Origin of the sequence: Listeria sp. ILCC797 (genome assembly GCF_900186185.1) — a bacterium.
Taxonomy (GTDB): domain Bacteria; phylum Bacillota; class Bacilli; order Lactobacillales; family Listeriaceae; genus Listeria; species Listeria goaensis.
Map to the genome: position 1 here is coordinate 72,316 of NZ_FYBS01000007.1, position 25,445 is coordinate 97,760.

At 39.2% G+C, this 25,445-nt stretch carries 24 protein-coding genes; 19 read left to right on the forward strand and 5 right to left on the reverse strand.

Features of this window, described 5'->3' with window-relative positions; genetic code table 11:
- Positions 1-4 precede the first annotated feature (4 nt).
- From jag to BN1609_RS08720, 5 genes are all read right to left on the reverse strand, one after another.
- Positions 5-625: an RNA-binding cell elongation regulator Jag/EloR gene (gene jag, locus BN1609_RS08700; RefSeq protein ID WP_088810106.1), complete on the reverse strand. Its 621-nt coding sequence runs from the start codon at positions 623-625 to the stop codon at positions 5-7.
- Positions 622-1,485, reverse strand: a complete 864-nt coding sequence (gene yidC / locus BN1609_RS08705) for a membrane protein insertase YidC (RefSeq protein WP_088810107.1) — start codon at positions 1,483-1,485, stop codon at positions 622-624. The genes jag and yidC overlap by 4 nt, the downstream gene beginning before the upstream one ends.
- Positions 1,486-1,525: 40 nt before the next feature.
- Entirely contained in the window at positions 1,526-1,888 is a 363-nt protein-coding gene (rnpA, locus tag BN1609_RS08710) for a ribonuclease P protein component (protein WP_088810108.1), read from the reverse strand.
- A gap of 83 nt (positions 1,889-1,971) precedes the next feature.
- Entirely contained in the window at positions 1,972-2,106 is a 135-nt protein-coding gene (gene rpmH, locus BN1609_RS08715) for a 50S ribosomal protein L34 (RefSeq protein WP_007548627.1), read from the reverse strand.
- Positions 2,107-2,253: 147 nt separating this feature from the next.
- On the reverse strand, positions 2,254-2,721 hold the full coding sequence (locus BN1609_RS08720) for a hypothetical protein (RefSeq protein WP_088810109.1): 468 nt from the start codon (positions 2,719-2,721) through the stop codon (positions 2,254-2,256).
- Positions 2,722-3,158: 437 nt separating this feature from the next.
- On the opposite strand from BN1609_RS08720, the gene dnaA reads away from it, so the two are divergent.
- The 19 genes from dnaA to BN1609_RS08815 all read left to right on the forward strand — a co-directional run bounded on the left by dnaA (position 3,159) and on the right by BN1609_RS08815 (position 25,366).
- Positions 3,159-4,508, forward strand: a complete 1,350-nt coding sequence (gene dnaA / locus BN1609_RS08725) for a chromosomal replication initiator protein DnaA (RefSeq protein WP_088810110.1) — start codon at positions 3,159-3,161, stop codon at positions 4,506-4,508.
- Positions 4,509-4,689: 181 nt separating this feature from the next.
- The gene (gene dnaN / locus BN1609_RS08730) at positions 4,690-5,835 is read left to right on the forward strand and encodes a DNA polymerase III subunit beta (RefSeq protein ID WP_088810111.1); all 1,146 of its coding nucleotides are present in this window, start codon (positions 4,690-4,692) and stop codon (positions 5,833-5,835) included.
- Between the two features lie 52 nt (positions 5,836-5,887).
- The gene (locus tag BN1609_RS08735; RefSeq protein WP_088840764.1) at positions 5,888-7,231 is read left to right on the forward strand and encodes an MATE family efflux transporter; all 1,344 of its coding nucleotides are present in this window, start codon (positions 5,888-5,890) and stop codon (positions 7,229-7,231) included.
- Between the two features lie 234 nt (positions 7,232-7,465).
- Complete coding sequence (locus BN1609_RS08740) at positions 7,466-7,630, forward strand: RNA-binding S4 domain-containing protein (RefSeq protein WP_369821470.1); 165 nt, start codon at positions 7,466-7,468, stop codon at positions 7,628-7,630.
- A gap of 12 nt (positions 7,631-7,642) precedes the next feature.
- Positions 7,643-8,749 (forward strand): DNA replication/repair protein RecF, encoded by a 1,107-nt coding sequence (recF, locus tag BN1609_RS08745; protein WP_088840765.1) that lies wholly within the window; start codon positions 7,643-7,645, stop codon positions 8,747-8,749.
- 50 nt (positions 8,750-8,799) lie between these two features.
- Entirely contained in the window at positions 8,800-10,737 is a 1,938-nt protein-coding gene (gene gyrB, locus BN1609_RS08750) for a DNA topoisomerase (ATP-hydrolyzing) subunit B (protein WP_088810115.1), read from the forward strand.
- A 62-nt stretch (positions 10,738-10,799) separates the two neighbouring features.
- The gene (gyrA, locus tag BN1609_RS08755) at positions 10,800-13,325 is read left to right on the forward strand and encodes a DNA gyrase subunit A (protein WP_088816001.1); all 2,526 of its coding nucleotides are present in this window, start codon (positions 10,800-10,802) and stop codon (positions 13,323-13,325) included.
- Between the two features lie 135 nt (positions 13,326-13,460).
- The gene (locus tag BN1609_RS08760) at positions 13,461-13,715 is read left to right on the forward strand and encodes a hypothetical protein (protein ID WP_088810117.1); all 255 of its coding nucleotides are present in this window, start codon (positions 13,461-13,463) and stop codon (positions 13,713-13,715) included.
- On the forward strand, positions 13,712-15,064 hold the full coding sequence (locus BN1609_RS08765) for a tripartite tricarboxylate transporter permease (RefSeq protein WP_088810118.1): 1,353 nt from the start codon (positions 13,712-13,714) through the stop codon (positions 15,062-15,064). The genes BN1609_RS08760 and BN1609_RS08765 overlap by 4 nt, the downstream gene beginning before the upstream one ends.
- Before the next feature lie 21 nt (positions 15,065-15,085).
- Positions 15,086-16,054, forward strand: a complete 969-nt coding sequence (gene mvk / locus BN1609_RS08770; protein ID WP_088840766.1) for a mevalonate kinase — start codon at positions 15,086-15,088, stop codon at positions 16,052-16,054.
- The gene (mvaD, locus tag BN1609_RS08775) at positions 16,011-16,979 is read left to right on the forward strand and encodes a diphosphomevalonate decarboxylase (RefSeq protein ID WP_088816000.1); all 969 of its coding nucleotides are present in this window, start codon (positions 16,011-16,013) and stop codon (positions 16,977-16,979) included. Before mvk ends, mvaD begins: the two co-directional genes overlap by 44 nt.
- A complete protein-coding gene (locus BN1609_RS08780; RefSeq protein ID WP_088815999.1) occupies positions 16,972-18,045 on the forward strand; it encodes a phosphomevalonate kinase in 1,074 nt (357 codons plus the stop codon). Before mvaD ends, BN1609_RS08780 begins: the two co-directional genes overlap by 8 nt.
- A 270-nt stretch (positions 18,046-18,315) precedes the next feature.
- Complete coding sequence (qoxA, locus tag BN1609_RS08785; RefSeq protein WP_088810182.1) at positions 18,316-19,419, forward strand: cytochrome aa3 quinol oxidase subunit II; 1,104 nt, start codon at positions 18,316-18,318, stop codon at positions 19,417-19,419.
- Between the two features lie 18 nt (positions 19,420-19,437).
- Positions 19,438-21,417, forward strand: a complete 1,980-nt coding sequence (gene qoxB / locus BN1609_RS08790; RefSeq protein WP_088810122.1) for a cytochrome aa3 quinol oxidase subunit I — start codon at positions 19,438-19,440, stop codon at positions 21,415-21,417.
- Positions 21,405-22,016 (forward strand): cytochrome aa3 quinol oxidase subunit III, encoded by a 612-nt coding sequence (gene qoxC, locus BN1609_RS08795; protein WP_088810123.1) that lies wholly within the window; start codon positions 21,405-21,407, stop codon positions 22,014-22,016. Before qoxB ends, qoxC begins: the two co-directional genes overlap by 13 nt.
- A 1-nt stretch (position 22,017) precedes the next feature.
- The gene (qoxD, locus tag BN1609_RS08800; RefSeq protein ID WP_088810124.1) at positions 22,018-22,350 is read left to right on the forward strand and encodes a cytochrome aa3 quinol oxidase subunit IV; all 333 of its coding nucleotides are present in this window, start codon (positions 22,018-22,020) and stop codon (positions 22,348-22,350) included.
- A gap of 147 nt (positions 22,351-22,497) precedes the next feature.
- Positions 22,498-23,397 (forward strand): tyrosine-protein phosphatase, encoded by a 900-nt coding sequence (locus BN1609_RS08805; protein WP_088810125.1) that lies wholly within the window; start codon positions 22,498-22,500, stop codon positions 23,395-23,397.
- Between the two features lie 76 nt (positions 23,398-23,473).
- On the forward strand, positions 23,474-23,797 hold the full coding sequence (locus BN1609_RS08810; protein ID WP_088840767.1) for an arsenic metallochaperone ArsD family protein: 324 nt from the start codon (positions 23,474-23,476) through the stop codon (positions 23,795-23,797).
- A gap of 135 nt (positions 23,798-23,932) precedes the next feature.
- Entirely contained in the window at positions 23,933-25,366 is a 1,434-nt protein-coding gene (locus BN1609_RS08815) for a 6-phospho-beta-glucosidase (protein WP_088815997.1), read from the forward strand.
- Positions 25,367-25,445 lie beyond the last annotated feature (79 nt).

Below are 25,445 nucleotides of genomic sequence, written 5' to 3' on the forward strand. Positions count from 1 at the left end.
TTTTTCATGATTTTGCTGGTTTAATTACAATATAACGGTACGGGTCGCGCCCTTCCGAATGTGTTTCAACTTTGGTATTTTCGCTTAAAATAGCATGAATGATTTTGCGTTCAAATGATGGCATTGGTTCCAAATGTACTGCACGCCGTGTTTTAATTGCTTTATCACCCATTTTTTTAGCGAGTCCAGAAAGTGTTTCATAACGTCTTTCACGATAATCGCCAACATTAATGATAATGTTTTTAAATTGTTCGGTTTGTTTGTTAGCAATTAGTTGTGTTAAATATTGAAGCGAGTTTAAAGTTTGACCATGTTTTCCAATTAAAACGCCTAGGTTTTCTCCAGAAATTTGGATTTTGATGTCTTTTCCCTCTTCTTCCACGTCAATTGAGATTTTTGCACCCATTTTTTCAGCAATATCCAAAATATAGTCGGTCGCGATTTGCGTGCCGTTTTCTTTTTCAATTACTTTAACCATAGCCAGACGTGAACCTAATCCGAAAATACCCTTTTTCCCTTCGTCCATAACCTCGACATCAACTTGATTTTTTTCAAGTTTTAGTTCTTTAAGTGCATTTTGAACAGCTTCTTCTACAGTTTGTCCTTGCGCAGTTATATCTCTCACTTTCTTTTCTTACCTCCTTTTTTCGAAGCTTTCATGTTTGCAGCTTTCTTTTGAAGTCTTGCTTCCTCTGCTTCTGCCGCTTCACGCGCTTCTAGTTCGCGTTTATTTTTAAAAGGATTGTTTATTAAAAGTGTTTGGAATACGGTGAATACGTTACCGATAATCCAGTAAAGAGCCAGTGCTGATGGTAGCGTAATCCCCATGAATAAAATCATAACTGGCATGATATAAATAATCATCGCCATTGATTTATTTTGTTGTGTTTGTCCCATCATTGAAATTTTAGATGAGGCAAATGTTGTTAGGGCTGCTACAATTGGTAAAATGTAATAAGGATCTGGACTTCCGAGCGTCATCCATAAGAATGTATCTGTTTTAATTTCAGCAGTTCGGCTAATTGCTTGATAAAAGCCGATTAGAATAGGCATTTGAATCAAGAGTGGCAAACAACCCATCATTGGATTGATGTTATGCTCTTGGTATAAACGCATTGTTTCTTGTTGCAGTTTTTGTTTCGTTTCATTGTCTTTTGATGCATATTTTGCTTGAAGTTCTTTTAATTTTGGCTGAACATTCATCATTTCTTTTTGACTCTTAATTTGTTTAATCATAAGTGGCATAATGAGCAAACGAATTAAGATTGTAACAACAATAATTCCCATCGCGTAATTGCCACCGAATAAATCTGCAAACCAAGTAATCACCCAAGATAGAGGATAAACGATGTAATGACTCCAAAATCCTGTAGAGTCTTTTGTAATTGGGTCAGTTGAATACCCACACCCCGAAAGAACTGTCATAAGTAAAACGACTAAACTTGTAATAAACAGTTTTTTCTTCAGGTTCTTTTTCTTTTTCAAAAAGTATTACCTCCCATTCCGCCTTTTTTAAAATTCCCACTCATTTTGAATAGCTCTTTTTAGAACGTTTCATCGCCTTAGCAATTTTTAAAACGTGCTCTAAACTACTCTTTACTTCGTGAAAATCCATGTTGGCCGCCGGTTTTCTGGCGATAATAATATAATCATTTTGCGAATCAATTTCGTTCTCAAATTCATGAAAAGCTTGTCGTATGTAACGTTTAATACGATTTCGACAGACAGCGTTTCCAATTTTTTTACTAACGGATAAACCAATTCGAAAATGTTGTAAATCTTCTCTCTTTAATTTATACACGACAAATTGCCGGTTAGCAAATGACTTCCCTTTCTTAAAAACAAGCTGAAAATCATCATTTTTTTTGATCCGATACTCTTTTTTCATACAGACTCCTTTGGAATGTCCTACCTAAATAAGAAAATACTTTAAACCTTCCAATAAAAAAACCACTGAGCCTTTTCAGTGGTCTACGCAGATAATACTTTTCTTCCTTTACGACGACGTGCTGCTAAAACTCTACGGCCGTTTTTAGAACTCATACGTGTACGGAAACCATGTACTTTTTTTCTTTTACGTTTACTTGGTTGATATGTTCTTTTCACTTTGTTACACCTCCCATAAATGGGTCCAATCGAATTAAATCTATTAGACAGTCTTAAATATTGTACGTAAATTAACTTTATTTGTCAATAGAGCTAGATAAACTCCGCACATAATCATACCATATTTTAAACATCAAAAAAACCCCTTTACTGCGATAAATTCAGATATTTTTTTCTCTCTGTTTTAAAATAGGGAATTTTTCGTTTGGAGACTTCCTCTAAATATTGAAGAAACTCACCAATTTTTTCATACTCTAGTGGGCATTCAAAATATAAATTTTTTTGAATCAAATAATTATCCATATAATAGCTTGACTCATTAAATTTCAATAAATCTTCTATAAAATGAATAACTTTCGAAAATTTTGGCATCTCATCGACGTCTTCTATATCTGTGAAATGGAAGAAAAGAACATAAATATGATTTTTTTTAAGGCTTTCTTCAAATATTTTTGGTTCAATGCTACTTTTATAAAAAACAGTAAAATCTTTTAATACAGCTGGTTCCCTTTTATCATAAATGACTAAATAACCAAACGCTTTTTCTCTATTACTTTGTTCAGCAACTCGGTAAAATTCTAAATCTTTACTATTGATTAATCTCTGAAAATGCATGCTTGAACACAACCTTTTTGTCAAATTTACACTGTACTTTCATTCTACCATAGCTTTATATTTTTTGTTTAGTATGTGGATAAACTTAAACGTTCTTTTAAAATTATCCACATATTGCGATTTTTATTGTGGATAATTTGAATTGATTTTAAATTTTATTCAGATGGCTACTCACAAGTTATACACAATAACACATACTGTGGACAACTTTTTTTCACAGGTGGATAAGTTTGGGGAGCAATTTTGAAAGTCCTTGCTATTCAAGCATTTTTTTGATAATATATCAGGTGTTGAAGAGTAAAATAATTGGGGAAAACTAAACTTATCCACAGTATCGTTTTACATTGTGGATATTTTTTAAACAGTACCGGGATATCTTTATCCACTGTTTTTCTAGCTTGTGGATAAATAATAAAAAAAGAAGAGGGGGGAGTTTTTTGCAACCAATTGAAGATGTTTGGTCTGATGTGCTACAAATCGTCCAAAAAAATATGAGTAAACCAAGTTACGACACATGGATGAAATCAACGACTGCACATTCATTAGAAGATAATACATTTATTATCTCAGCTCCTAATAATTTCGTACGGGATTGGCTAGAAAAAAGTTATACGCAATTTATCGCAAATATTTTGCAAGAAGTAACCGGAACATTGTTTGAAGTTCGTTTTATTGATGGTGAACAAGATGAAAACTTTGATTATAAGCCCATCCCACCTAACCAAATTATGTTGGATGAAAATGATCCAGACAATGCCAAACATATGTTAAATCCTAGATACGTTTTTGATACATTTGTTATTGGCTCAGGAAATCGATTTGCTCATGCGGCTTCACTTGCTGTTGCCGAAGCGCCTGCAAAAGCCTATAATCCATTATTTATTTACGGGGGCGTAGGACTTGGAAAAACCCATTTAATGCACGCCGTAGGTCATTACGTACAGCAACATAAAGAAAATGCCAAAGTTATGTATTTATCGAGCGAAAAATTTACAAATGAATTTATTAGTTCTATTAGGGATAATAAGACCGAAGAATTTCGAACAAAATATCGGAATGTCGACGTTTTATTAATCGATGATATTCAATTTTTAGCTGGTAAAGAAGGAACACAAGAAGAGTTCTTTCATACTTTCAATACACTTTATGACGAACAAAAACAAATTATTATTTCCAGTGATCGGCCGCCGAAAGAGATTCCAACATTAGAGGACCGACTTCGTTCTCGCTTTGAATGGGGACTCATTACAGACATTACTCCACCGGATCTTGAAACACGGATTGCTATTTTACGGAAAAAGGCAAAAGCAGATGGCCTTGACATTCCAAATGAAGTCATGCTTTATATTGCCAACCAAATTGATTCCAATATTCGGGAACTTGAAGGTGCACTCATTCGTGTAGTCGCGTACTCCTCTTTAGTCAATAAAGATATTACTGCTGGCCTTGCTGCGGAAGCTTTGAAAGACATTATTCCGAACTCAAAATCGACCGTTATAACGATTAGCAGTATTCAAGAAGCAGTTGGCGAATATTTCCATGTTAAATTAGAAGATTTTAAAGCAAAAAAACGAACGAAAAGTATTGCTTTTCCTAGACAAATTGCGATGTATCTATCCCGTGAACTTACAGACGCTTCACTTCCAAAAATTGGTGATGAATTCGGCGGGCGTGACCATACAACGGTTATTCATGCTCACGAAAAAATTACACAACTCTTGAAAAGTGATACAGCTTTAAAAAATGATATCGCTGAAATTGAAAAAAACTTACGTAAGAATGTTTAATTGAATTGTGGACATGTGGAAAACTTGAACTTACTTATACACAACTTATTAACATGTGGAAAACTTTTTATACGAAGTCATTTTCTTACTTATCCACAAATCCACAGTGCCTATTACTATTACTACGATTTTTTATTAATTAATTAAAAGGTTTTACAAAAAATGATGATGGGGGATTTTTATGAAATTTGTTATTCAACGTGACCGCCTAGTTCTTGCTGTAAATGAAGTCACACGTGCTATCTCTTCCCGGACAACAATTCCAATTTTAACAGGGATAAAAATGATGGTGAATGATGAAGGTGTTACTTTAACAGGTAGCGATTCTGACATTTCAATCGAGGCATTTATCCCCTTAATTGAAAATGATGAAGTCGTTGTTGAAGTAGAATCATTCGGAGGCATCGTTTTACAATCTAAATATTTTGGAGATATTGTGCGACGCTTACCTGATGAAAATGTTGAAATAGAAGTCACAACAAATAATCAGACGACAATTCGTTCTGGACAAGCTTTTTTCACTTTAAATGGCTTAGATGTTTACGAATATCCGAAACTACCAGAAGTTTCAGATGGTAAAAAAATTCGGATTCCAATCAACGTACTTAAAAATATTATTCGTCAAACTGTTTTTGCGGTTTCCGCAATTGAAGTGCGACCTGTACTTACTGGTGTCAATTGGATTATTAAAAACAATACGCTAACGGCTGTTGCAACAGATAGCCACCGACTTGCGTTACGCGAAATTCCACTTGAAGCCGAAATTAATGAGGAGTACAACATTGTTATACCAGGAAAAAGTTTAGCTGAATTAAATAAAATTTTAGATGATGCGACGGAATCCATCGAAATGGTTCTCGCAAACAATCAAATTCTATTTAAATTAAAAGACTTACTTTTCTATTCTCGTCTTTTGGAAGGAAGCTATCCAGATACATCGCGCTTAATTCCAACTGATACAAAATCAGAGCTAGTCATTAATGCGAAAGCTTTCTTACAAGCAATTGATCGTGCTTCCCTACTGGCGCGTGAAAATCGAAATAATGTTATTAAATTGACGACACTTGAAAATGGACAAGTTGAAATTTCTTCTAACTCTCCAGAGGTCGGAAATGTTTCCGAAAAACTATTTAGCCACAGTTTTACAGGTGAAGAATTAAAAATTTCGTTTAATGGGAAATATATGATGGATGCGCTTCGTGCTTTTGAAGGTGATGATATTCAAATTTCCTTCGCTGGGACAATGCGCCCATTCGTCCTTCGTCCTCGCGATGCAGAAAATCCAAATGAAATTTTACAACTTATTACACCTGTTCGTACGTATTAATTAAAAGCCCGCCTGATTTGGTGGGTTTTCTTTTTGAAGAGGTGCTTACGTTTTGATGAAAGATATGACTAAAGGAAATCCAACAAAATTAATTTTTTATTTTGCCATGCCAATGCTACTCGGCAATCTAGTTCAGCAACTCTACATTATGATTGATGCGGTAATTGTAGGGAAATTTGTTAGCGTCGACGCCCTCGCAGCAGTTGGTGCAACCGGCGCTATCAATTTTTTTATGATTTCCCTCATCATCGGTTTAATGAGTGGAATTGCTGTTGTTGTGGCGCAATATTTTGGGTTTCAAGATTACAATAAATTGAAAGATGTCATTGCAACGGCTTCTATCGCAGTCGTTGTTGCGGGGGTTTTCTTCACCATTGTGGGGGTGCTACTCGCGAAACCATTACTACTTCTACTGCGCACGCCAGAAAATATATTGAATGACGCTAATACTTTTCTAACTACCTTGTTCATCGGCATCTTGCCAATGAGTTTATATAACGGAGTTTCGGCGATTTTACGTGCACTTGGAAATTCAATTACCCCACTCCTCTTTCTTATTTTTTCGTCACTTATGAACATCTTCCTCGATTTTGTTTTTGTTGTTTGGATGGATTATGGTGTGCAAGGCGCAGCTTGGGCGACTGTTTTATCACAAGTTATTGCCGCGATACTTTGCATTTACTACGCTTATAAACATGTTCCCTACATGCGCATTCAGCGAGATCGTTTTAAAATACATAAACCTCTTTTGCAGGAAATGATTCGTATAGGTTTGCCTTCAGGGCTTCAAGGGGCTTTCATCTCCATCGGGAATATGGCCATTCAAAGTTTAATCAATGGCTTCGGAGCGACAGTTGTTGCGGCCTATACTGCTGCCAGCCGAATTGATTCCCTCACCTACCAACCAGGCATTGCTTTCGGCGCTGCCTCTTCCACATTTGCCGCACAAAATGTTGGAGCTGGCAAACTGGACCGCGTAAAGAAAGGTTTTTGGTCGGGTATTAAAGTTGTCACCATAACAAGTTTAGTTATCACACTCATTGTGCAGCTTTTCGCGAAACAGTTTTTACTTCTTTTTGTAGACGGAAAAGAAAAAGAAGTGATTGAGATTGGTGTGAGTTATTTGCTTATTGTGTCTTTGTTTTATGTTGTTGTGGGGATTTTGTTTGTTGTACGTGAAACGCTTCGTGGTACTGGCGATGCACTTGTGCCTCTAATGATGGGGATTTTTGAACTTGTTTCACGGCTTATTATTGGTTTTGCACTTTCTAAAGTTATGGGCTATGAAGGATTATGGTGGGCGACTCCAGTTGCTTGGGTTACGGCAACAATGCTTGGACTTTGGCGCTATAAGTCAGGTGCTTGGCAAAAAAAGGCTGTTATTCGAAAAAAATAGGAAAAATTAAAAAAACGTCACAGAAAGGCGTTTTTTTTAGTTTTTAAGAAAATAATATCCCCCCACTAGAAATAGTAAAAAAAGCCATAATTGAGTTATATGAAAATAAACTTTGTAATTATGGCTAAAGTTTAGTAAAATAGAAAGGTAGAGATAAAAAAGATTGGGTGTGAAAATTTGGCTAATGTAATAACAATCGATCGTGAATTTGTGACACTCGGGCAACTGCTACAAATGCTTGATGTTGTAAGTACAGGCGGTATGGCAAAAGCTTTTTTAAGCGAACATCCGATATATATCAATGGTGAGCAGGATAACAGACGCGGGAGAAAGCTGAGAAATGGCGATGTTGTACTTATTCCGGGAACTGGAAAAGTAAAAATTGAACAGGCGCTGTAATGGTGTAGAAAGATGCATTTAGAAAATATAGTCTTACGAAATTTTCGAAATTATGAAGAGTTAATGCTCGAATTTGATCCATCTGTTAATGTTTTTCTTGGCGAAAATGCGCAAGGAAAAACGAATTTGCTTGAAGCGATTTTAATTCTAGCGTTAGCAAAATCACATCGAACAACGAACGATAAAGATTTTATTAAATGGGATTCTGACGCAGCAAAAGTTGAAGGTCGCATCATGAAGCACGGTCAAAGCGTCCCTCTCGAACTCACTATTTCCCAAAAAGGTAAAAAAGCAAAGGTTAATCATTTGGAACAAAAAAAATTGAGCCAATATGTAGGAAACCTAAACGTGGTCATGTTTGCACCAGAAGATTTATCACTTGTAAAAGGTGCACCAGGCGTTAGACGTCGATTTTTAAATATGGAAATTGGTCAGATGCAACCCGTTTATTTGCACGATTTAAGTGTGTATCAGCGGATTTTACAGCAACGCAATCAATTTTTAAAGCTCGCCCAAATGAAGAAAAAATACGATGCGGTCATGTTGGATATTTTAACAGAGCAATTTGCGGAAGTGGCCGTTCGCCTAACTGAACGGCGTAATGCATTTATTCGAAAACTCGAAAGTTATGCGGCACCCATTCATCATGATATTTCACGGGGGCTTGAAACGCTTAAAATTAGTTATGAACCTTCAGTATCGCTAGTTGAAGAAGGAGATTCCATCTCAGCTTTACTCGAAAAAATGAAGACGATTCGGCAGAGAGAAATCGACCGAGGTGTAACGCTTATTGGACCACATCGGGATGATTCTCTATTTTATGTTAATGGGCAAAATGTTCAGGTTTTTGGCTCTCAAGGGCAGCAAAGAACAACGGCGCTATCGATTAAACTCGCTGAAATTGATTTGATTCATGAAGAAACAAACGAATACCCTTTACTCCTGCTGGATGATGTTTTAAGTGAACTTGATGATTTTAGGCAATCTCACTTATTAAATGCGATTGCGGGTAAAGTTCAAACTTTTGTTACGACAACGAGTGTCAGCGGAATTAATCATGAAACACTTACGAAAGCTACAACGTATATGGTTGAAAATGGCCACATTAAAAAATCCTGATTACTAGGTTGATATAATTTTAGAAATAAAGAAAGTGCGGTGGAACTTAAATGTCAGAAGAAAATATTTCAAATGTACAAGAAAATGCATCTGATTATAGTGATGATCAAATTCAAGTATTAGAAGGCTTAGAGGCGGTTAGAAAGCGTCCGGGTATGTATATCGGTTCAACAAGTCAACGCGGTTTGCATCACCTTGTTTGGGAGATTGTCGATAACGCAATTGATGAGGCACTCGCTGGATTTTGTACAGAAATTGAAATCACGATTGAAAGCGACAATAGTATTACAGTAAAAGATAATGGTCGTGGTATTCCAACTGGTATTAATGAAAAAGTTGGCCGTCCTACGGTAGAAGTTATTTTCACTGTTCTTCACGCTGGGGGTAAATTCGGCGGTGGCGGATATAAAGTTTCCGGCGGTTTGCACGGTGTTGGTGCATCAGTCGTCAACGCCCTTTCGACAAGTTTAGAAGTTTCCGTTCATCGTGACGGTGAAAAATTCTATCAGCGTTTTGAACGTGGGAATGTTGTGATGGATATGGAAAATCAAGGGAAAACCGATTACCGTGGAACAATTGTTCACTTCACACCAGACCCAGAAATTTTCACTGAAACTGTTGAATTTGATTATGAAACACTTCGTACGCGTACGCGCGAATTAGCGTTTTTAAATCGCGGTTTAAAAATCTCCATTGAAGATAAACGTGCAGAACATGAAACGAAAAATGAATATCATTATGAAGGCGGAATTAAATCCTACGTGGAACATTTAAACCGCGCAAAAGAAGTCATTCACGAGGAACCGATTTACATTGAAGGTGAACGTGATGGCATTATGGTTGAAGTTTCCATGCAGTACAATACAGGCTTCTCAAGCTCGATTATTTCGTTTGCGAACAACATTCACACCTATGAAGGTGGAACACACGAATCCGGCTTTAAAACCGCATTAACGCGTGTTATTAACGATTATGCGAGACGAAATAAGCTGTTTAAAGACAGCGACGAAAACCTGTCTGGTGAAGATGTCCGCGAAGGTCTTACTGCAATTATTTCCGTTAAACATCCAGATCCACAATTTGAAGGGCAAACAAAGACGAAACTTGGTAACTCCGAAGCGCGTTCGATTACGGATAAACTGTTTTCAGAAGCACTTAACAAATTTATGATGGAAAACCCTGATGTGGGTAAAAAAATGGTTGAAAAAGGCGTAATGGCCGCTCGCGCCCGTCTAGCAGCTAAACGTGCTCGTGAAGTGGCGCGTAAGAAGAGTGGACTTGAAATTTCAAGCTTGCCTGGTAAACTGGCCGACTGCTCATCAAGAAACCCGGAAATTAGCGAACTTTACATCGTTGAGGGTGACTCTGCCGGCGGTTCTGCAAAACAAGGTCGTGATCGTTTATTCCAAGCAATTTTACCGATTCGTGGGAAAATTTTAAACGTAGAAAAAGCGCGTTTAGATAAAATTTTAGCTAACGAAGAAATTCGAACGATTTTTACAGCGATGGGAACTGGTTTTGGCGGTGATTTTGATGTATCCAAATCGAGATATCACAAACTTATTATTATGACCGATGCCGACGTAGATGGTGCGCACATTCGTACCCTTCTACTCACATTGTTCTACCGCTATATGCGCCCGCTTGTTGATGCTGGTTACATTTATATCGCTCAACCCCCTCTTTTCCAAATAAAGCACGGGAAGCAAGTGGAATATGTTTATTCCGATAAACAACTAGAAGACTACTTGGCAGATTTAGACGGCGAGAAATACAGCATTCAGCGTTATAAAGGTCTTGGGGAAATGAACCCTGAACAATTATGGGAAACAACGATGAATCCAGAAAATCGGACGTTGCTACAAGTAAGCATTAATGATGCTATTGATGCTGATGAAACGTTTGAAATGTTAATGGGTGACCGCGTTGAACCAAGACGTAAGTTTATTGAAGAGAATGCACAATACGTTAAAAATCTAGATATTTAAATTATTTCCCGGGAAATAATTTTGAATAAGCTTGACAAACGGAAAGGGAGGTTTCGCTTAAAATGGCAGAAACACCGAATCAAAGAATAACTGAAGTGAATCTAAATAAAGAAATGCGAACATCGTTTCTCGACTATGCGATGAGTGTTATCGTGGCACGTGCACTTCCTGATGTTCGAGACGGGTTAAAACCCGTTCATCGTCGTATTTTATATGCGATGAACGATTTAGGAATGACTTCTGATAAAGCGTATAAAAAATCGGCACGTATCGTCGGTGAAGTAATTGGTAAGTATCACCCGCATGGTGATACAGCTGTGTACTTTACAATGGTTCGTATGGCACAAGATTTTAGCTATCGTAACATGCTTGTAGACGGTCACGGGAACTTTGGATCTGTCGATGGTGATATGGCTGCGGCAATGCGTTATACAGAAGCACGTATGTCCAAAATTTCAATGGAACTTTTAAGAGATATTAATAAAGACACAATTGATTACGTCGATAATTATGATGGCTCTGAAAAAGAACCAGTCATTTTACCTGCGCGTTTCCCAAACTTATTAGTGAATGGTTCCTCAGGTATTGCGGTTGGAATGGCAACAAATATTCCGACTCATCATCTTGGTGAAGTAATTGACGGCGTATTAGCGCTTAGTCATGATCCAGAAATTACAATTCGTGATTTAATGGAACATATTCCAGGACCAGACTTCCCTACTGCTGGTATGATTATGGGACGCAGTGGTATTCGCCGCGCTTATGAAACTGGTCGCGGTTCTATCACCGTTCGTGCCCGCGTAGATATTGAAACGAAAAATAACGGGAAAGAAACAATTGTTATTACTGAACTTCCGTATCAAGTGAATAAAGCCCGCTTGATTGAGCGTATTGCGGAATTAGCGCGTGAAAAGAAAATTGACGGAATTACAGATTTAAATGACGAGTCCGACCGTTCTGGTATGCGAATTGTTATTGAAGTTCGTCGCGATATTAGCGCAAGTGTTATCGTTAATAATCTGTATAAGATGACAGCTTTACAAACAACATTCGGCATTAACATGTTAGCGCTCGTAGATAACCACCCTAAAGTTTTAAATTTAAAAGAAATTTTGTATTACTATTTAGAACATCAAAAGGTCGTTATTCGCCGTCGTACGGAATTTGAACTCCGTAAAGCGGAAGCTCGCGCCCACATTTTAGAAGGTTTACGTATTGCGCTAGATAATATTGATGCAGTTATTCAACTCATTCGTAGTTCTAAAACGACTGAAGCGGCAAAAGAAGGTTTAATGACGCAATTTAGTCTTTCTGATAAACAAGCGCAAGCCATTTTAGACATGCGTTTGCAACGCCTGACTGGTTTAGAACGCGAAAAAATTGAAGAAGAATATCAAAATCTAATCGCACTTATCAATGAATTAAAAGCGATTTTAGCTGATGAAGAACGTATTTTAGAAATTATTCGCGAAGAATTAGAAGAGATTAAATTGAAATATGCTGATAAACGCCGCACAGAAATCTTAACAGGTGACCTTGTCAGCATTGAAGACGAGGATTTAATCCCAGAAGAAGAAGTTGCTGTGACCTTAACAAAACGCGGCTATATCAAGCGTTTGCCACTTTCTACGTATCGCAGTCAGCGGCGCGGTGGGCGCGGTGTCCAAGGTATGTCTACGCATGAAGATGATTTTGTAGAACATCTTGTGGCGACGAGCACACATGATACGCTACTTTTCTTTACAAATACAGGAAAAGTTTACCGTGCGAAAGGTTATGAAATTCCAGAATATGGTCGTACGGCAAAAGGGATTCCAATCATTAACTTACTTGGAATTGAAAGCCAAGAGCAAGTGAATGCGGTTATTAATTTAAGCGAGTTTACAGATGATAGCTATCTATTCTTTACGACTAAACACGGTGTAGTTAAACGGACGACCCTTTCGCAATTTGCTAAAATTCGTCAAAGTGGTCTTCGCGCTGTTGAACTTCGTGAAAATGATGAACTTATTTCTGTTCAAATGACAGATGGCCAAAAGAATATGATTATCGCAACAAAAGATGGTCAATCAATTTATTTCCCAGAAAATAATATTCGTGTAATGGGACGTACGGCTGCCGGAGTTCGTGGTATTCGTCTTCGTTCCGGTGATGAAGTTATTGGAATGGAAATTTTGGAAGACGATGAAAAAGTGCTTGTTGTAACAGAAAATGGTTACGGGAAACAAACTGCAGCTGAGCAATATCCACTACGTAATCGCGGTGGTATGGGTGTCAAAACCGTTTCTATTACAGAGAAAAATGGTCGGTTAGTGGCAATGAAAACTGTAACTGGCGAAGAAGATATTATGCTTATGACCGTAAGCGGCGTATTGATTCGTTTTGAAGTTGATACCGTTTCTCAAACAGGACGGAGCGCTATGGGCGTTAAACTAATTCGTTTAGATGAAGACGAAAAAGTAGCCACAGTAGCGAAAGTTCCAAAAGAAGATGAAACGGAAGAAGATTTAGAAGAAGAGGATCCACAAGTGTTAAAAACAGAAGTTCCAGATGAGAGCTTTGAAGACGGTCCAAGCGAAGACTTGTAAAAAGTCAGTAAGTTCCAAGTGAGTTCAACTTACTTGGAACTTTTTCTGTGCGGATATTGAAAAAAAATCAATAAATGATTATGATATTCAGATAGTGGTTTGATTTATAATTCATTTGGAAAGCAGGAAAAAAGTATGCCAAAAAAGAAAGATGATGCTCAAAATATTGAAATTTGGGCGGATCTTGTTCACATAAAAGATTTAGTTTTAGCGACATTCATTTGTGTTGTTTTCACAATGGGCGGTTATTTTATCGCGCCTAATGAAGCACCGTTACCCCTATTTTTCGGCCTAGGTGGAGCGATTGTAGGTTTTATTATTTCGAGTTTTATTATTAAACCGAAGCGTACGCTAAAAGAAATTGATGAAACGGAGGATGTTGAAAAATGACCGTCCAACTTGTCATCGAAATGATTTTAGCGTCTGTTTTGGCGGCTGGTATTTACACGATTATCGGCATTGCGCCTGGAACTGATGAAACAGCCGTTCTGGCGCCTGTTACGCTTGCGCTCGTCCTTTTAGGCGTTTCGCCGATGGTTGTGCTCGCTTTTTTTGTTTCGGCAGTCGTAACACTCAATTTGACTGATGCGGTTCCTGTCGCCGTTGCAGGGACACCAGGCGGGGTCATGGCTTCGCCGATGGTTCCATATGGACTGACACTTAAAAAAGCAGGACAATCGGTTGTGGGGATTCGAAAAATGGCTTCAGGCGCGGCCATCGGGACGATTATCGCTGTTCCTGTTAGTTTAGGGCTAGCCACACTACTCGCCCCACTGTCCGAAGTTATTACCAAATATGCCGCGCCCGTCTTTTTTGTCGGGGCAATTTTCTTAGCGCTTATGAGTAAAAATAAAATACTCTCGATTTTGGCTATCTTACCCTTCGGTTTGCTAATTGAAGGCCTACGTTATTTGTACTGGGGAATTGGCGCCATTCCAGAAGGAAAAACCGTTACCATTTCCTTTTTCCTTGGAATTACCATTGGCCCAATGATTTTCAGTATCATTTCACTGCTCAATAAAGAATATCGCGATGCCCTTCCAAAGCACGCAAAACGGGAAATTACGATTGCAAATGTCGGGAGGCAAAAAGGTTTTCCTAACCCATTTAAAGTTCTAACAAAGCAAGAATCATGGGCAACAATTGGGACTTCGCTCGCTGGGTGCTTTACGTTTTTCATGAGTCCTGTCGGGATGACCGTTTTATTCGGAGAAGGTGTTGTAAGCCGTGTAAAAGACCCGATTAAAAAAGCTAAAATTGCGTTAGCAAGCATGGAAGGTTTGGCGCATTCCACTTATTTAGCAGGTCTTTTAATTCCATTAATTGCGCTCGGTGTGCCGCTTTCACCCGTTGCAATTGGGCCGGCCAATCCGTTGTTTAATGCGCCGCCCGTCTTTACGCTCGATCATAACATGTATCACATTTTATCGATGTCGGAATTTACGGTTGCAACGATTATCGGTTCTGTAGTAGGACTTGGACTAACATATTATGTTATCATGAAGTATTCCCAACAAATTTGCCGTTTTGTATTTAAATACATTCCTCATGAAGCCATTTTGGGACTTTTCATTGCACTCGTGATGATGTTAAGTTACATGGACGGCGGTTTTATTAATATGGCGGGAGTTTTACTTGTAGCAATTGTATCAGGAGCTTTAAGCCGACTTGGTATTAATTTTGGTGTGCTCTTTATGACGCTTTACGCAGCGCCGTGGATTGTTACAACGTTATTTTAATGTAGGAAGGAATGGAGCCGATTGGCGACTGGAAGTGCTACAGCAAAATTAATTTTATGTGGTGAACATGCTGTCGTTTACGGGGAACCAGCAATTTCAATCCCCTTCGCGCAAGCTGTCATTCAAACCGAAGTAATAAAAACTGAAAAAGAAACGAAATTTTCATCTGCTTTTTACACAGGTGATTTAAAAAATATGCCCGATTTTCTTGAGGGAATTAAACAAATGGTTGTCGCGATTTTGGACAAACTAGGCAAGGCCCCTGTTTTAATTCGCGTTTTAAGTGAAGTACCAATCGGCCGAGGACTCGGCTCAAGCGCGGCCGTATCGACTAGCATCGCTCGCGCACTGTACGCCTACTTTGAGCAAACAATTTCCGACAGCGAATTGCTCGAACTGGTCAATCAATCAGAAAAAATCGCCCACGGGAATCCAAGTGGCGTGGACGCGGTCACAGTTGTAACGGGAAAACCAATTTGGTTTGAAAAAAACAAGACGCTCGAGCCACTTCATTTTGAAAAGAAAATCTATTTAGTGGTGGCAGATACTGGTATTCCTAGTGAAACGCGCTCTGCCGTAAGTGATGTCGGACGCTTATTGCAAGAAAATCCAAAAAAATATCGGCCATTTATTGCCGAACTTGGAAATATTTCCCGGGAAATAAGAGGACAACTTGAAAATAATCCTGATTTGAAAATCATTGGGGCGGAGATGAACAAGGCGCAAAACCTTCTAGAACAGCTGACAGTGAGTGATTCGAGTCTGGAAAAATTAATCCGTGTCGCTTTACAAAACGGAGCTTTAGGTGCGAAGTTAACTGGCGGAGGCCGAGGCGGTTGCATGATTTCTTTAGTTGCGGGCGCAAAACAGGCGGAAAAAGTCGCGCAAGCTCTGAAAAATGCAGGCGCAGCACAAGAATGGATTTTTACGATTGGAGAAGGTAATCATGAAAGCAACAGCGATAGCTCACACGAATATAGCGCTCATTAAATATTGGGGCAAACGCGATGAAAAACTGATTTTACCCGCGAATAGTAGCTTATCGATTACTTTGGATAAATTTTATACCGAGACGACTGTGGAATGGCTAGAGGACGCAAAAAACGATTCGTTTAGCTTAAACGGCCAAGTGAAACAAGACGCGAAAGTGGCGCAATTTTTAAATGTGCTCCGTGCTGAATTTGATGTGCCTTACTTTGCAAAAATTGATTCGGTTAATCACGTTCCAACCGCCGCCGGACTCGCCTCATCCGCATCTGCATTTGCCGCTCTCGCAGTAGCGAGTTCAGCAGCGCTTGGTCGAAAAGATGACATGGCAAATTTATCTCGGCTCGCTAGGCGCGGTTCGGGTTCAGCGACCCGCTCATTATTTGGCGGCCTTGCGATTTGGCAAAAAGGCACACGTTCAGACGGCCGCGACTCGTTCGCAGTCCCATTTCATAGCAATTTAACGGAAAAAATTGCCGTTGTGGTGGCGGTTGTATCTGACGAAGAGAAAGCTATTTCAAGCCGCGATGGAATGAAGTCCACCGTTTTGACCTCGCCATTTTTTGGTGAATGGATTCAGACGGCGGAAGAAGATTTACGCAACATTAAAAACGCGTTTTTATCCGAAAATTTTGTAGAAGTTGGCGAAATTCTCGAACATAATGCAATGAAGATGCATGCGACAACTTTAGGCGCAAAGCCACCTTTCACATATTTCAGCTCTGTTTCAATTTCTGTCATGGAGGAAGTTCGAAAACTTCGTGCAGAAGGCATACCCGCTTATTTTACGATGGATGCTGGGCCCAATGTAAAGGTAATTTGTTTGCGAGAAAATGAAAATTTAGTAGCAGAGCGTATGCGAAAATTTGTTAAAGACGCTCATATTTGTCACGCTGGAGAGGGAGCAAAGGTGATTCGAGTTGACTAAAATTCAAGTGAAAGTTCCAGGAAAACTTTATATTGCGGGTGAATATGCGGTTGTGGAATCAGGTCACACGGCGGTTTTAACGGCTGTTGATAAATATATTACGCTGACGATTGAAGATGCTGCAAAAAACCAGCTGATTATTCCACATTACAATGATGCGGTTTCGTGGCCTCTAGGCGGGGAACTCAAAGCGGAGGGTGATCATTTTGCTTTTACAGCACTGGCAATTAATACGGCGACGGCTTATTTGAAAATCCGTAAAATCGCTCTTTCACCGATTAAAATTACAATTGAAACGGAACTTGTGAATGATGATGGTGTTAAATTTGGCTTAGGTTCTAGTGCCGCTGTTACAACGGCGATAATAACCGCTTTAATGGAAAAATTTGCGCCTGATACGGAAATGTTGACCAAGTTTAAAATGGCTGCCTTGTCGCACCTTGTTGTTCAAGGAAATGGTTCTTGTGGTGACATTGCATCGTGTTTATACGGTGGATTAATTGCGTACACGACATTTGATCAGGAGTGGGTCAAAATGCATTTGCCGTACAAATCACTCGCTTGGTTTTTGGCAAATCCATGGCCGAAATTAAAAATTGAAAGACTACCTAATTTTGAAATGCCATTTTTAGTAGGTTGGACGGGAAATCCAGTCAGCACCGGCCGTTTAGTTGCGGAAATCCAACTTTTCAAAGAAGAGCAACCCGAAAAATATGCTGATTTCCTATTTCAATCCGAAGAAGCTGTTCAAAAGTTTTTATTGGGTATTAAAGAGCAAGACGTGAAAATAATGTTTGCGGCGCTTCGAAAAAACCGCGAGATTTTGCAGAAACTTGGTAATAGCGCAGGTGTTAGCATTGAAACGAGCTTGCTTTCGGAGCTTGCTAATGTGGCGGAAAGTTTTTCGGGTGTAGGAAAATCTTCTGGTTCAGGTGGCGGCGATTGCGGGATTGCGCTCATTCCAAATCAAGATTTAGCAGCAGAAGTGACTGCAAATTGGGTGGAAGTAGGTATAAAGCCTCTGCCATTTCAAGTTGGCGAAGTTCAGATTAAAAGTGTGGAATAAGTAGACTTGTTTTAGGGAATATCCTAGTAGCAAGTCTCTTTTTTTGTAGTTTGTGAAAAAAATCATATGCCAAGTTTTTGAACAAACAAGAAAAATCAGCTATAATGTAAAGCGAGTATGGATTTAAAGTTTTTTAATTACTTTAAAAGTTTGTGATATATTTAGAATGTGAAACTTAAAAAGGGATTTGAAAACAATTTTTTAGAAGTTGTATTTTTGCGCAAAAATACACACAAAAAACACACATCAAATGGAAAAGAGGGGATTCGGGTGTCGAAGTTACTAAAATCATTCCTACTAACCACGCTAGTTGCTGCTGTTGGCGTACTTGGCGGTTGTGGTGATTTAACAGTACTAGATCCAAAAGGGCCTGTAGCAAAAGGTCAAAGCGATTTGATTTTGTATTCCATTATTTTTATGCTTATTATCGTTTTGACAATTTTTGTATTGTTTACGATTATTCTTTTTAAATATCGTGAACGTAAAAACCCAAAAAATTATGAGCCGGATATGCACGGTAGCAGAAAATTGGAGATTTTATGGACGTTAATTCCAGTTGTCATTGTTATTGCGCTAGCTATTCCGACTGTAAAAACAATTTATGCGGGTGAGGAAGCACCAAAAGTTACTTCTCATAAAGATCCTGTTGTTATTTATGCGACAAGCGTTGACTGGAAATGGCTCTTTAGTTATCCAGAGGAAAGTATCGAAACGGTAAACTACGTACATATTCCAACTGATCGTCCCGTTTTATTTAAACTAACGTCTGTTGATACAATGACGAGTTTCTGGGTGCCGCAACTTGGTGGTCAGAAATACGCGATGACAGGTATGACGATGAATCTTTATCTGCAAGCAGATGAAGAAGGAACGTTTAAAGGGAGAAATTCAAACTTTAACGGTGAAGGTTTCCACGAGCAACGCTTTAATGTGATTGCACAATCGGATGAGGATTTTGCGGCTTGGACTAAAAAAGCGCAGCAGTCACCGAAGCTGACGCAAGATGTTTACGATAAGCTTTTAATTCCAGGCGGTTCAAAAGAAAAAACATTCTCTGGAACACATTATGATTTTGTTGATCCAGCGGCCGATCCAGAATACGTTTTCTACGCGTATAAACGTTTTGGCTTTGAGCTAACAAATCCACATAATCCAAATGTAAAAGTGACTGTTTCAGATACACCATTATTACCGGCGCGTCCGGTGACGGTGACGAACCCACAATTTGAACGGCACAATATGGAACCGATGATTATTAAAAACGGTTCAGGTTATCATAAAGATAAGCATTATGATGACGAAATGAAGAAAATGGAAGACGATATTCAAACGAATGAATTTAATAAAAAAGAATCGGATGACGCGGGCGAATAAAAAAGGGGGCTTTTGAACATGAAATGGAATGAGTTTATCATCACTGGCGACCCTCTGATTTTAGGTGCACAAGTTTCAATTGCACTCGTCAGCATCGGGATTGTCGTGTTACTTACGTATACAAAAAAATGGAAATGGCTCTTTAAAGAGTGGATTTCATCAGTAGACCATAAACGAATCGGAATTATGTATCTACTGGCAGCTGTATTAATGTTTTTCCGGGGCGGCGTAGATGCGCTTATGATGCGTACACAACTCGCCTTACCAGGTATGGAATTTTTAGATGCACAGCACTACAATGAAGTTTTCACAACGCACGGAACAATTATGATTTTATTCATGGCAATGCCGTTCGTTATCGGGCTTATGAACATTGCTGTGCCGCTTCAAATCGGGGCGCGTGATGTGGCCTTCCCGTTCCTAAACAATTTGAGTTTTTGGACGTTCTTTATGGGCGCAATGCTGTTCAATTTGTCTTTCGTTATTGGTGGCTCACCAGACGCCGGTTGGACAAACTATGCGCCGCTTGCTGAAGAATTTAGTGCCGGTTACGGGATTAATTTTTATTTACTCGGGGTACAAATCGCGGGTATCGGTACGCTAATGACGGGGATTAACTTCTTCGTCACGATTATGCGAATGCGAACAAAAGGCATGACGCTAATGAAAATGCCAATGTTCACTTGGACAATTTTAATCACGAGTTTGATTATTATCTTTGCTTTCCCAGTTTTAACGGTGGCATTAGCACTAATGTCCTTTGACCGCCTATTCGGCACAGCCTTTTTCACGCTGGCAAACGGCGGACTTCCAATGATGTGGGCGAACCTGTTCTGGGTTTGGGGGCATCCGGAAGTTTACATCGTAATTTTGCCGGCATTCGGGATATTTTCAGAAGTTATTTCGACATTCTCGCGCAAAAAACTATTCGGCTATCCAGCGATGGTTGCGGCGGTTGTCGTTATATCCGTCTTGAGTTTCCTCGTTTGGGTCCATCACTTCTTTACAATGGGTTCAGGCGCACTCGTTAACTCGTTCTTCTCGATTACAACGATGATGATTGCCATTCCAACGGGTATTAAGATATTTAACTGGCTCTTTACGATGTATAAAGGTCAAATACGTTTTGACACGCCAATGCTTTGGTCGCTTGCGTTCATTCCAAACTTCGTTGTCGGCGGGGTAACTGGGGTTATGCTTGCGATGGCAGCGGCCGATTATCAGTATCACAATACGTATTTCCTAGTTTCTCACTTCCACTACGTATTAATTGCGGGTACGGTATTCTCCTGTTTTGCAGGTTTGATTTACTGGTATCCAAAAATGGTCGGGTACAGACTAAACGAGAAAATCGGAAAATGGTTCTTCTGGGTTTTCGTAGTAGGATTTAACGTATGTTTCTTCCCACAATATTTCTTAGGTCTTGACGGTATGCCGCGCCGCCTTTACACATACGTGCAAGGTGATGGTTGGACGACGTTAAACTTTATTTCCACAATCGGGGCATTCCTGATGGGGGCTGCGTTTCTTATTCTTTGCTGGAATATCGTTTACAGTTACAAACACTCTAAGCGGGAAGTTACTGGTGATCCGTGGGACGCTCGCACGCTCGAATGGGCGACAAGCTCTTCAGTTCCACCAAAATACAATTTCGCGATTCTACCAGAGTGGAATGATTTAGACGATTTCTACAACATGAAACAAAAAGGAAAATCTTACTTAGATAATAAAAATTATAAGCCGATTCATATGCCAAGTAATACAATGCTAGGCTTTATCATGTCTGTGTTCTTCTTTATCGCAGCGTTTGGTCTCGTGTTTTACTGGTACTGGCTAGGAATTCTCGGCGGATTAGGTGTTCTTGGCTGTATGGTTTATCGTTCGTTCCAAAAAGACGATGGCTATCACGTTGAAGTAGATGAAATTATTGCAACGGAAGAACATAATGCACGCGAACGTGAAACGGGCATAAAGGAGGGTAACCCATGGAATCTGTAAAAACGAATTCTTCGCTTCCATTAGAATATCAATCGGAGCAAGGCAGACTAAACATTTTAGGTTTTTGGATTTTCCTTGGCGCCGAAATAGCACTGTTTGCAACGCTATTCGCAACCTATTTCGTTATGTTTAAAGCTGGTTCTAATGCCGGGCATCCACCGTCCGAAATGTTTGAGCTACACCTCGTTTTAATCATGACGTTCTTGCTTCTTACGAGTAGTTTCACGTGTGGTCTTGCAATCGGCGAGATGCGTAAAGGCAATACGAAGATGTTAATGGTCTATTCGATTATTACACTTCTGCTTGGCGCAGGTTTTGTCGGCTTTGAAATTTATGAGTTTGCGCATTACGTGATGGAAGGTGTGACGATGAAAGTCGGTTCTTACTGGTCGGCATTCTTCGTTCTACTTGGGACTCACGGACTTCACGTAACAATTGGTCTGTTTTGGATTTCATTTATTTTGATTCAAATAAAAATGCGCGGTTTGACGCCACGTGCAGCATCAAAAGTATTCATTTCGAGCCTATATTGGCATTTCCTTGATGTTGTCTGGATTTTCATCTTCACGGGTGTCTACCTGTTAGGGATGGTGAACTAAAATGGCAGAAAATAAAAATACAAATAGCGCACATGTGGAAACGGGAGTTCCGTGGAAGCATATCATTGGCTTTATTTTATCCATCGTCCTTACACTTGTAGCGGTTTGGGTAGCACTTTACTCCACGCTCGACTACAGTGTAAAAGTCGTCATCATCTTCATCTTTGCCTTTATCCAAGCGGCACTGCAACTGCTCATGTTCATGCACATGACAGAAGGTCGCGACGGCAAAATTCAAGTCGGCAACATTCTCTTTGCAGCTTTCATCGCAATCGTAGTTGTGCTCGGCTCATATTGGGTCATGGAAATTGGGCACATGAATCATTTAATGTAAAGTAAAAACGTGCTTTCCTATTTCAGGAAAGTACGTTTTTTTTGAGAAAACACATAAAATTCATAATTATTCACACGAAATTTACCTCTCCTTTATCGAAGCCTAAAAAAAGCACTTTATAATAGGCATTAGGAGGGGATTTTACATATGAAAAAATGGATGAAAGTTACTGGGATTTCAGTTGTTTCAGCAAGTTTGATACTCGCAGGGTGTCAGGCGAATGAAAATGCAAAGGCAGACAGTAAAAACGCTATTTCGGAGAAAAAAATAGTACCCGGCAAGCAAATTGCACTCGAAGGCGCTATTAATGTGCGAGACCTCGGGGGATACAAGACGGAGGACGGAAAAACCATAAAACCACACCGTTTAATTCGCTCGGCAGAACTCTATACCGTGACCGGAAATGATATTGATAAGCTGAAAAAAACGTACGACTTAAAACAAATTGTTGATTTTAGAACAAATAGTGAAGTGGAGAAAAAGCCAGATCCACCCATTCAAAACGTGAAAAATACACACGATTCTGTCATGAAGGATAACGGTGCATCCACAAGCACGGAAGATTTAATTAAGAGCCTAAGCACAATGGACAATCCAGAAAGCTTTTTAATCGAGGCAAATAAAAGCTTCGTGACGGACGAAAATTCACGAAAAGCGTACAAAGAGTTCTTTGATATTTTGCTCGAAAATGAAAAAGGCGCCGTTTTATGGCACTGTACCGCTGGAAAAGACAGAGCAGGATTTGGAACCGCCCTCGTTTTATCCGCCCTAGGTGTGCCAAAAGATACGGTGATGGAGGACTATTTATTATCCAACAAATATCGCGCGGACGAAAATGAAAAAGCCGTTCAAGCTGTCCTTGCAGAAACAAAAAACCAGCAAGCCGCAGACGGAATGAAAGCCGTCATGGATGTGCGCGAAAGCTACTTAAACGCTGCGTTTGATGAAATCGACAAAACATACGGCTCAATGGACGCGTTTTTAAAAGATGGTCTCGGGCTAACTAAAGAAGACATCACAAAATTGAAAAGTATGTATCTTAATTAGTATAATAATGATTTACAAATTTAGTTATATATGGTAAAAATGATTCAATTAGTGCAGGAGGCGTGACATTAGGTAGATGATTGAAATAACATATTTTTGTCTTATGAATGAACAAAATGAAAATGTTGAAGTAATGAAGAGTTTCATGAATACAGATTTTCAAGAAGAGTATTTGAAATTTTATGGAAAGAAAGTAGATATGAAACTATTTGCTATGGAAGACTCTATAGAGCCTTTTGTGGAAAATAAGAAAGTGTATACAGAATTGAAATTGCATGGTATTAAAAGCTTACCCATACTAATTGTTAACAATAAGCTTGTTGCCAAAGAACATTTTGCTTTAGTAAAAATATTACCAGAATATCTAGGAAATGGATTATCTATACAATCCGAGGAATAATAAAATGTAGGCTACCACAGCATTACGTGGTAGTTTTTTATTTATTTGAAAAATTTTTTATAAAAAAAGCTTGCTCTGTAATGCATTACATATTTTATAGTGAAGATGCAAATGAATTTTGAGAGGAGCTTCAACATGACAAATTTTAAATTTCCAGATAACTTTTTATGGGGCGGGGCAGTTGCTGCGAACCAATGTGAAGGCGCTTACTTAGAAGATGGTAAAGGCTTATCGCTTGTGGATTTACTTCCTTCTGTTGAAGAAGGTCGTTGGGACGCACTTGTTGACCCGCAAAAAACACTCGCTACAAAGTACAATTATTATCCGAGCCATGAATCAATTGATTTTTATCACCGCTACAAAGAAGATATTAAATTATTCGCCGAAATGGGCTTTAAATGTTTCCGGCTGTCCATTAGCTGGCCGCGAATTTTCCCGAATGGGGACGAAACGGCGCCAAATGAAAAAGGACTCGAATTTTATGATAAAGTTTTTGCCGAGTGTCATAAATACGGAATTGAACCAGTTGTCACAATTAATCATTTCGATACGCCAGTAGGCCTAATGAAAGACTATAATGGCTGGGCAAACCGCAAAACGATTGATTTCTATTTAAATTTCTGTGAAACGATTTTCAAACGCTATAAAGACCAAGTGAAATATTGGATGACATTTAACGAAATCAATATGATTCTACACATTCCAATGTTTGGCGGCGGCATGGACATTACAAACGCTGAAAATCCTGAAGAAATGAAATATCAAGCGATTCATCACCAACTTGTTGCTTCTGCTATGGCGACAAAATTAGGTCACGAAATCAATCCAGAAAACATGATAGGCTGTATGCTTGCGGCAGGTACAACTTACCCGAACACGCCAAATCCAAACGATATTTGGAAAGCGATGGAAGCTGACCGTGAAGGCTACTTCTTTGTTGACGTGCAGGCACGTGGCTATTATCCGAGCTACAGCAAGCGATTATTTAAACAAAAGAATATTCAGTTGAAAATGGAAGATGGCGATTTGGAAGTAATGCGCGACCATACAGTTGACTACGTAGCGTTTAGCTATTATTCTTCCCGCCTAACAAGCGCTGACCCGGAAGTGAATAAAGAAACTGAAGGTAACGTGTTTGCGACACTTAAAAACCCATACTTGAAAGCAAGCGAATGGGGCTGGCAAATTGATCCGCTTGGTCTACGCATTACGATGAATGCCATCTATGACCGCTACCAAAAACCATTATTTATCGTAGAAAATGGTCTTGGTGCTGTCGATAAAGTGGAAGCAGACGGTTCAATTAACGACGATTATCGTATCGATTACTTACGTGAACACGTTCGCGAAATGGGCGAAGCGATGGAAGACGGCGTAGAACTTCTAGGCTACACACCTTGGGGCTGTATCGACTTAGTCAGTGCAGGTTCCGGGGAAATGAAAAAACGCTACGGCTTCATCTACGTTGATCGCGACAATGAAGGAAAAGGCACTTTAAACCGCTCGAAGAAAAAGTCTTTTGACTGGTATAAAAAAGTGATTGAAACGAACGGAACTGATTTAGCTTAACGTTGTTTTGACGGGTCTAAACACGCTTTGTTTAGGCCTGTCAAAAAATTTTAAAAAAGGTATTGCAAACGCTTTCTAT